10 protein-coding genes are annotated in these 9,046 nt (G+C 70.3%); 3 read left to right on the forward strand and 7 right to left on the reverse strand.

Going from position 1 to position 9,046, the window contains the following annotated elements:
- Positions 1-763 (forward strand): TIGR01620 family protein (locus FV222_RS10975; RefSeq protein WP_147814267.1); only part of this gene is annotated, 763 nt, incomplete at its 5' end.
- 9 nt (positions 764-772) lie between these two features.
- Here FV222_RS10975 and FV222_RS10980 read toward each other — a convergent pair.
- The 6 genes from FV222_RS10980 to FV222_RS11005 form a co-directional block, all read right to left on the reverse strand.
- Positions 773-1,015 (reverse strand): hypothetical protein, encoded by a 243-nt coding sequence (locus tag FV222_RS10980; RefSeq protein WP_147752187.1) that lies wholly within the window; start codon positions 1,013-1,015, stop codon positions 773-775.
- A 101-nt stretch (positions 1,016-1,116) separates the two neighbouring features.
- A complete protein-coding gene (locus FV222_RS10985) occupies positions 1,117-1,668 on the reverse strand; it encodes an alpha/beta hydrolase (RefSeq protein WP_147763579.1) in 552 nt (183 codons plus the stop codon).
- A 97-nt stretch (positions 1,669-1,765) separates the two neighbouring features.
- Positions 1,766-2,563: a hypothetical protein gene (locus FV222_RS10990; protein ID WP_147814269.1), complete on the reverse strand. Its 798-nt coding sequence runs from the start codon at positions 2,561-2,563 to the stop codon at positions 1,766-1,768.
- A 103-nt stretch (positions 2,564-2,666) separates the two neighbouring features.
- Positions 2,667-3,038: a DUF3618 domain-containing protein gene (locus FV222_RS10995; protein ID WP_147763596.1), complete on the reverse strand. Its 372-nt coding sequence runs from the start codon at positions 3,036-3,038 to the stop codon at positions 2,667-2,669.
- A gap of 5 nt (positions 3,039-3,043) precedes the next feature.
- Positions 3,044-3,475, reverse strand: coding sequence for a phage holin family protein (locus FV222_RS11000; RefSeq protein WP_147763581.1), 432 nt, complete (start codon positions 3,473-3,475; stop codon positions 3,044-3,046).
- A gap of 11 nt (positions 3,476-3,486) precedes the next feature.
- Positions 3,487-3,966, reverse strand: coding sequence for a hypothetical protein (locus FV222_RS11005; RefSeq protein WP_147752191.1), 480 nt, complete (start codon positions 3,964-3,966; stop codon positions 3,487-3,489).
- A 349-nt stretch (positions 3,967-4,315) separates the two neighbouring features.
- Between FV222_RS11005 and FV222_RS11010 the strand changes: the two genes are divergently transcribed.
- Together FV222_RS11010 and glgX are read left to right on the forward strand one after the other, a co-directional pair.
- Positions 4,316-5,737 (forward strand): trehalose-6-phosphate synthase, encoded by a 1,422-nt coding sequence (locus tag FV222_RS11010; protein WP_147763582.1) that lies wholly within the window; start codon positions 4,316-4,318, stop codon positions 5,735-5,737.
- Between the two features lie 133 nt (positions 5,738-5,870).
- Positions 5,871-7,991, forward strand: coding sequence for a glycogen debranching protein GlgX (gene glgX / locus FV222_RS11015; RefSeq protein ID WP_147814271.1), 2,121 nt, complete (start codon positions 5,871-5,873; stop codon positions 7,989-7,991).
- A 31-nt stretch (positions 7,992-8,022) separates the two neighbouring features.
- Here glgX and FV222_RS11020 read toward each other — a convergent pair whose 3' ends face one another.
- Positions 8,023-8,604, reverse strand: coding sequence for an urease accessory protein UreE (locus FV222_RS11020; RefSeq protein WP_147763583.1), 582 nt, complete (start codon positions 8,602-8,604; stop codon positions 8,023-8,025).
- Positions 8,605-9,046 lie beyond the last annotated feature (442 nt).

Genomic DNA, 9,046 nt, shown 5'->3' on the forward strand with positions numbered 1-9,046 from the left:
GTTCCAGGCCGCGCCCTGGCTCGGCGGCGTCGCCCTGGCGCTCCTGGCGCTGGCCGGGCTCGCGCTCCTGGCGATCGTGGTGCGTGAGCTGCGCGGGCTCTGGCGCGAGCGCAAGATCGAGCACCTGCGCCAGGCCGCGGTCACGGCGATCGCCACGCGCGACCACAGCGCGGCCCAAGGCGTGGTCCGCGACCTTTCGGCGTTCTATGCGGAACGCGTGGGGCTCGCGGCAGGCCGCCAGCGGCTGGAAGCCTCGGCGGACGCGATCCTCGACGTGGACGACCGCATCGGCCTCGCCGAGCACGAGTTGTTGAGCCCCCTCGACCGGCAGGCGCGCAACGCCATCGCCACCGCCGCCAAGCAGGTCTCGGGCGTCACCGCGCTGAGCCCGCGGGCGATCGTGGACGTTGCGTTCGTGGTCTTCTCCGCCGTGCGGCTTCTGCGCCGGATCGCGGCGATCTACGGCGGGCGCCCGGGCTTCCTCGGGTTCTTGCGTCTAGCACGCGCGGCCCTCACGCACCTGACCGTCACCGGCGGGATGGCGGTCGGCGAGAGCATGATCCAGCAGGTGCTCGGCTTGGGGATCGCGGCGCGGGTGTCGGCGAAGCTCGGCGAGGGCGTGCTGAACGGCCTGATGACCGCCCGCTTCGGCCTCGCGGCACTTGCGGTCTGCCGGCCCCTGCCGTTCGTGCGCGAGGCGCCGCCCCGGCTCTCGGACGTCGCCGGCGAACTTCTCCGCCCGGCCGACCCGGAGCCAAAGTAGCGGGAGACGTTAGGACTGCGCCCGCTTCTGCACCGCTTCGGCGTTGCGGCGGTTGGCGATGCGGGTGAACATGTTGCCTGTGTAGTCGGCGACCTTCGGCTTCTCGACGGCCACGAGTTGGGCCTCGAACGCCTCGATGCGCTTGAGCAGCGCGGCGTCGCCGAAGATCGAGCTGTTGAAGGAGGTGTGGGCGCGCTCGCCCAGCGCCGTCTGCACGGCCTCCAGTCGCGTCAGAAGCTCTTTTCGCGTCACGTCGATCTCCCGCGGGCCGGATCGCCCGTGATCCGAGGTCCATCAGCGCGGGCTTCGGTAAACGGGAGGTTAACCGGGCGCCTGCGGCCTGAGCGATGCGCTCACAGGTCCTTCATGAAGCCGGCGAGGCGCATCAGGCCCTCCGGCCACGGCCCGTGGCCGCTGGCGACGTTGACGTGGCCGGATTCGCCGGCATCCACCAAGGCCGAGCCCCAGGCGTAGGAGAAGTCCTCGGCACGCTCGTATCGGCAATAGGGATCGGTGCGGCTTGCCACCAGCAGGGAGGGGAACGGCAGCGGGTCGCGCGGCAGCGGTGCGAAGGCGCGCACGCTATCGGGCAGGTTCGGCGTCTCCTCGACGTCCGGCAGCGCCACGAACAGCGCCCCGACGACGCGGCCCTGGGGCAGCTTCGGAACCGCCTCGACGCAGGCGACGACGCCGAGGCTGTGCGCGATCAGGATGACGGGGCGCGTCGCCGCCGCGACCGCCTCGACGACGCGGCCGCACCACGCGTCGGGCTCCGGCGCATGCCAGGAATCCTGCTCGACGACGCGGGCGGTGGACATTCGGCTGGCCCAGCGCGCCTGCCAATGGCCTTCCTCCGAGCCGCCCAGGCCCGGAACGATCAGGATGTCGCAATCGGCGGTCTTCATGGCCGCGTCCCTACCCGCTCTCGGCGAAAGGGTCGAGAACGAAGAAAGGCGGCGCTTGCGGCGCCGCCTCTCCGATCGGTTCCCATATGGGTTTGCTTCAGAGACGGTGGGCCGTCCGGTCGTCGCCGTGGTGCTCGGGCTCGGCCTTGAGGCCGGCCTTCTGGGCCGCCGTCTGGATGTTGTCCGGGTCGAGGGCGGTCTCAACGAACTCCCGGCCGCGGTTGGTGAACTCGCGTGCGTAGCGCAGGCCCTGGTCGCGGACCTCGTCGGCGTAGGGTCCGATGTTGCGGTCTTCCTGGCGGGTCCGAGGCAGCAGCGCGCCGAGCAGCAGGCCAGCGGCGACGCCCACCACGCCAACCAACAGCGGGTTCTCGGTGACGAACTGCTCCACCGCCGTGCGGCTGCGCTCGAGCTTGTCGCTGCCCCGCACCACCACGTCGTCGATCTTGCGCATGTGGTCGCGGTGGACGCCCGAGACCCAATTGCGGGCCTCGTCCGCAGCACCGCCGAGGCGGTCGCGCACGTCGTCCGCGAGATCCGAAGCGCGATCCCGCGTCCGGTCGGCGAAGTCCGCCGCGCGGTCGGCGGCATCGCTTGCCGCAGCGCGGGCCTTGTCGGCCACGTCGCCGACCTTGCCGGCGACATCCGGGCCAGGGCCGGCTTGGTGATCGTGCGGAGAGGCGTCGTGACGGCCGATCGGGTCGCGCAGCCCCGCGGGGTCGGGCCACAGGGTATGGTCGGCCGCCTTTGCATGCGGATCGAGGTGGACCGGATCCAGGCCGGCGGCATGCAAACCGGCCTCGACTTTCGCGGCGGCGCGCCGCGCGATGTCGTCGGGAAGATGGTTGTCGGTGGCGGCCGGCTTGCTCGTGTCGCCCAGGCTCGTGTTGCTCATGGCGTGATCCTTCAGAACTCTTACGCGGCTGGCAAAACCCGCTAGGGGCCAATCCGAGGGGTCGGTCGGGGCGTCGGCCCGCGCTGTGCGAAGCGGCGTCCCGTCAGGCGCGGGTCTCGTCCAACAGCGGCGGCTTCGGCTGGCGGGTGGGCAGGTCGGGATCGTAGGCGCGGGCGGCGCCGTCGTTCAGGACCGGCACGCGCTCGGCGGAGGCGTGCGTCCGTCGGCGGTTGGCGTCCTGGGACATCCGATGCATCAACCAGCCGACGCCGGCCGCGATCAGCAGGACCGGCACGGGGTTCCGGCGGACAGCCTCGAGCGCTCCGTCGTAGGCACCGCTGACGGCGGGGGCGCGGCGGGCGTTGCCGAGCATCTCGTCGACCAGGCTCGAAACCGAGAGGCGGCCCTGAATGCGTTCGATGGTCTCATCGAGGCGCGCGCGGCTCGCCTCGATGTCCCGCTCCATCTCATTCATCGAACTCATCCGGACACTCTCTCGGAAAGGGCGCGGGCGTCCTGGCGGACCTGCCGGCCTGTGCGGGTGGGGGCGAGCGTCGAGAACGACAAGGCGCTGCGTCCCCAGAGCGCCATCCCGATCGCGAGCACCAGGAGGACGCCGCCGACGATCAGGGCCGACAGCCACTCGGAGCCGACGATGGTGGCGAGCCACTTCACGAAAGCGCCGATCAGCACCAGCAGGGCGACGACGGAGAACACCGCAGAGGCCATGAGGCAGACGATGCCGACGATGAGCGAGCGGACGTTCTTCGCCATCTCGGCGCGGAACAGGGCGATTTCCTTGCGGGCGAGATCGTTGGTCTCACGCAGGGCATCGCCGATGAGGCTCTGGATGCTGCCGGCGGGGGAGCCGGAGGAGGAGCCCGGAGGCGGGGTGTGCGATCCGTTCGACATGGACGTGCCGATCAAGCGCGGAAGCTGTCGCGCGCGTCGCCTTCCGGCGGCAGGCTCGACGACTTGATGAAGCGGGCGGCGATGAAGCCGGCCACGAAGGTCCCGACCGCAACCGCCACCGGCGCGCGGCGGGCGAAGGCTTCGGCCTCTCCGTAGAAGTCGGCGAAGCTGCGCGACTCGATCGAGCCGCCGAGCTGGCTCAAGCCGTCGGCCGCGCTGTCGAAGAACGCCTTGATGTTCGGGCGATCCTCGAAGTCCTTGCTCGAATCTCGAAGGGTCTTGGCGAGGTCGTGGACCGATTGGGCCGCGTCGTTCTTGCGACCCTCGACGAAGGTCTGGGCTTGGAGCCGGGCGGCATCCATCAGTCCGCGGCCGCGTTCGGCCGCGACATCGGCGATCCCCTCGACATCGCCCTTCAGGCCGCGCCATTCGGCCTGCTCGCTCGCGGCGGCGTGGGCCGGATCGGGGTGGGGGATCTCGGACGCAGCCATGAGCGGGACTCCTTCGTACACGGGTCTTGGAGGGCGATGTTCGCCTGAGTAACATCGCCCGCGTCCGCGGGTTCCGGGGACGGCCGCGCGAACGACGGGTCAGGCGCCGTTCAGGCGTGTTCGGCCAAGGTTCGCGCCTGTCTCCGACGCCCCGCGCGGCGGGGACGGGCGCCGGGACAGGCCTCGGATTTCGTCTTGAGGGCTGCAAACGATCGCTTGACCCGCAGCGGTCATTCGCGCTTGGCTAACCCTACGGATCGCCGGGAACTCTCGCGCGTTCACGGATGGCAAGAAACGTTGACGTTGCGCGTTCCACGCCGGCGCGCTTGAGGATCCGGAGCCCACCTGAGTGGCACGCCTTGTGATCGTATCGAACCGCGTTGCGGTTCCGGAAGAAGGCGGCAAGGCGGTCGCCGCCGGCGGCCTCGCCGTCGCCGTGAAGGAGGCCTTCACCGCCTACGAGGGATTGTGGTTCGGGTGGAGCGGCAACATCAGCGAGGAGCCCTCAGAGGAGCCGACGCTGATCGACCGCGACCGCGTCCAGTACGCGGTGGTCGACCTCTCGCCGCAGGACCACGAAGAATACTACGCCGGCTTCGCCAACCGGGCCTTGTGGCCGATCATGCACTACCGGCTCGGGCTCGGTATCTTCTCGCGCTCGGATTATGCCGGGTATTGCCGCGTCAACCGCATCTTCGCGCGGGCGCTGGCCAAGCTCGTCCAGCCCGACGACATCATCTGGGTGCACGACTACCACCTGCTGCCGATGGCGGCTGAGTTGCGCGGCCTCGGGCTCTCGAACCCGATCGGCTACTTCCACCACATCCCGTGGCCGGCCGCCGACGTGTTCAACACGCTGCCGGCCAGCAACGACCTGCTCCGCGCCATCGCCGACTACGACCTGATCGGCCTGCAGACCGACCCGGACGTGCAGAACCTGTCGCGCAACCTGATCGACACGCTCCGCGCGATCCCCCTCGGCGGCGGCTCGCTGATGGTCGACGGCCGGCGCACCCGGATCCGCAGCTTCCCGATCGGTATCGACGTCGCCGGCTTCAAGGACGCGGCGGAGAAGGCCGGCTCGAACAAGGTGGTCCGCGAGACGATGGCCGGCCTGCGCACGCGCAAGCTGCTGATCGGCGTCGACCGGCTCGACTATTCCAAGGGCGTGCCCGAGCGGATGGAGGCGGTGGAGCGCTTCTTCGCCTCCAACCCCGACCAGCGCGGCAACGTCACCTACATCCAGATCACGCCGAAATCGCGCAGCGAGGTGCCCGAGTACGAGCAGCTCTCGCGCACCGTCAACGAGACGGTCGGCGAGATCAACGGCGCGCTCGGAGACCCGGCCTGGACGCCGATCCAGTACGTGACCAAGGCCTATCCTCGGCCGGTGCTCGCGGGCCTCTACCGCGCCGCCCGCGTCGGTCTCGTCACGCCGATGCGCGACGGCATGAACCTCGTCGCCAAGGAATATGTCGTCGCCCAAAGCGAGGACGATCCGGGCGTGCTGGTCCTGTCCAAGTTCGCCGGCGCGGCGCGACAATTACCCGAGGCGCTGATGGTGAACCCCTACGACCGCTTCGAGGTCGCCGAAGCGATCCGGACGGCTCTCTACATGCCGCGTAGCGAGCGGCTGGAGCGCTGGAAGCCGATGGTCGAGCGCATGACCCGCGAGGACGTCGACTGGTGGGCGCGAAACTTCCTCTCGGAACTCGAGAACTTCCGCACCGTCGAGCGCGAGCCGCCGACGACGGCCGCGGCGGCGGAGTAGGCTTGAGGCGAGTAGCTTTGGGTCACGATCGGGCGCGCCGCACAGCCCATTCGCCCCGGCGACTTGATCCGGGAACACGGATGCGTCCACACCGGCTCCGGGCCGGGGGGACCATCGCATGTCGGATTTTCGTATGATCGCCGTCGACGACGGCGTGCCGACGCCGTTGGGCGCCCACTTCGACGGACGCGGCGTCAACTTCGCCCTGTTCTCCGAGCACGCGACCGCGGTCGATCTCTGCCTGTTCGAGCCGGGCGAGCGCCACGAGAGCCGGACGATCCGGCTTCCCTGCCGCAGCGACGACGTCTGGCATGGCTACCTGCGCGGCGTCCTGCCGGGGCAGCTCTACGGCTATCGCGTTCACGGCCCATGGGAGCCCGCGCGCGGTCACCGCTTCAACCCGTCGAAGCTCGTCCTTGACCCCTATGCCCGTGAGATCCGCGGACGCATCCGCTGGCACGACGCCCTCTACGGCCACCGCCGCGGCCTGCAGCGCGAGGACCAGATCGACCGGCGCGACAGCGCGGTCTACATGCCGAAATCGGTCGTCACCGCGCCCGAGGTTCCGAACCTCGCGCTGCAGCCGATCCGCAGGCCGCTGTCCGAGACGGTGATCTACGAGGCGCACGTCAAGGCGCTGACGATGACCCATCCGGCGGTGCCGGAAGCCGAGCGCGGCACCTACGCGGCGCTGGCGCATCCGGCCATCGTCGAGCACCTGTGGAAGCTCGGCGTCACCGCCCTCGAGCTGCTGCCGATCCAGGCCTTCGCCGACGACCGCTTCCTCGTCGAGAAGGGGCTGGTGAACTTCTGGGGCTACTCGCCACTCGGCTACTTCGCGCCCGATCCGCGCTACCTCGGCGACGGCGGGCTCGGCGGCCTCAAGGCGGCGATCCGCGAGCTGAACGCCGCCGGCATCGAGACGATCCTCGACGTGGTCTACAACCACACCGCGGAGGCCGACCATACCGGCCCGACCCTGTCGTTCCGCGGCATCGACAACGCGAGCTACTACAAGCTCGATCCGGCGAACCCCCGCCGCGACGTCGACTGCACCGGTTGCGGCAACACCCTCGACGTCGCCCACCCGCGGGTGATGCAGATGGTGCTGGATTCGCTCCGGCACTGGGCGACGGCCTACGGCATCGCCGGCTTCCGCTTCGACCTCGCCACCAGCCTCGGCCGGTCGCCCTCCGCGTTCTCGGCGCAGGCCGCGTTCTTCCAGGCGGTGGCGCAGGACCCGGTGCTCGCCCAGGTCAAGATGATCGCCGAGCCCTGGGACCTCGGCGAGGACGGCTACCGGCTCGGCGGCTATCCGCGCGGCTGGAGCGAGTGGAACGACCAGTTCCGCGACGCCGCCCGCGGCTTCTGGCGGGGCGACGCCGGCCAGCTCGCCAAGCTGACGCAGGGGCTGACCGGATCGCGCGAGGTGTTCGCGCCCTCTCGCCGCTCCCCGCTCGCCAGCATCAACTTCGCTGCGACCCATGACGGCTACACGCTGGCCGACGTGGTCGCCTACGAGGAGAAGCACAACGCAGGGAACGGCGAGGATAACCGCGACGGGCACGGCCACAACGTGTCGCGCAACTACGGCGTCGAAGGGCCGACCGACGATCCCGCGATCCGTGCCGTCCGCACCCGGCAGGTGCGCAACCTGCTCGCCACCGTGATGCTGGCCCAGGGCGTGCCAATGCTGCTGATGGGCGACGAGCGCTCGCGGACGCAAGCGGGCAACAACAACGCCTACTGCCAGGACAACGCGACGAGCTGGATGGACTGGTCGACCGATCCCGACCCGGACCTCGGCACGTTCGTTTCCAACCTGACGCGCCTACGCAGGGAGCGGCCGGCCCTGCGCCGACGCGCGTTCTTCGACGGCGCGCCGGTCGCGCCCGGGGGGAGCCTGCGCGACGTGCACTGGCTGTCGCCCTGCGGTGCGGAGATGGACTCCGAGGCCTGGGCCGACGAGAGCCGGCGCGCCTTCGGGATGCAGATCGGCAACGACCTCGACCGCGGCCGTATCCTGATCCTGATCAACGCCGACCAAGGCCCTTGCGACTTCCGCCTCGCAGCGGTGGTCGGCGGCCCGTGGCACCCGGTCTTCGACAGCACCGCCGCGACAGGCGCCGTCCCGCCGGACGCCCCCGGCTACGCATCAAGCGCCGTCGTCCCGCTCCAAGGCCGCGCGATCCTGGTGCTCGCCGAGGGCGAGGCGGAACCCGCGCAGCCGTCAGGCCGGTTCGTCGCCGCTTGAGGCCGGCCGCCGATTCCGTCTCGCAGCCGCTTCAGTGATCGTGGCCGCAATCCGGGCCGTGCACGTGAGGAGCGTGATCGTGGGCATGCTGGTCGTGCCAGTGATCGTCATGCCCGTGGTCGTCATGCGCGTGTGCCGCATGATCGTGATGGTCGTGCGAATGGTCGTGGCCGCAGGTGCTGTGATCGTGGGCCATGCGCTCGGGGCGGAAGGCGCGATCGACTGGGGTCGCCGTGCAGCCCTGGCCGCGGACGAGCTCCGCCGTGGCGGGCGTCGCCGGGACGTGGAGGATTTCGGCGCCGATCTCGGCCGCGACGTGGTTGCCGCCGAGCTGCCAGGCGAGGCGCATCAGGCGGGCTGGATTCTCGGCGCGAACCTCGAGCAGCGCCTCCGGGGCGGCCTTCACCGCGACGAGGCGACCGTCGTCGAGGCGCAGGGCGTCTCCGTCCTCGAGGGCGGCGGCCTTCGCCAGCGCCAGGTCGATATGCAGGCCGCCGGCGCTGTGTAGGTGCCCGCGCTGCGCCTGACGCCCGGCATGGTCGAGGCTGATCGTGTCGACGACCGCATCGGGGCGGACCGCGGCCCGGCGGACGATCGTGGTGGCTCTCGGCATGGCACCCTCTCTCAGGCGATGGTCGCGACGGATGGGGTCGCCGATTTCGGAAACCCGCTTCCGCAGGCTCTTAACCCGCGCCGTGCGCCGTGCCGAGGGCATTTCGCGGCGTCGATGGCCCGAGCCGGAGCAGATCGGAGTCTTGAACCGGGGCGCCGCACCCTGGAGACAAGCTCGGCTTTTCGGCTACTGCCCGCATCCCGGCGGAACCTTGGCCGTGTCATGTGCATTTCATGGTGGATAAGGCTAAGCTCGGACCGCACCATCACCACGGCGAAACGCCGGATCGGATGCACAAGGGAGTCTCGGAACTCATGAAGAAGCTCATCGCCGCCGCCCTCGCCGGCACCCTCGCCCTCTCGGTCGGCGCCTGCAACACGCCGCAGGACCGCGCGCTTGGTGGCGCCGGCCTCGGCGCACTGGCAGGCGCCGCGATCGGCGG

The sequence above is a fragment of the Methylobacterium sp. WL103 genome (genome assembly GCF_008039885.1).
GTDB classification, from domain to species: Bacteria; Pseudomonadota; Alphaproteobacteria; order Rhizobiales; family Beijerinckiaceae; genus Methylobacterium; species Methylobacterium cerastii.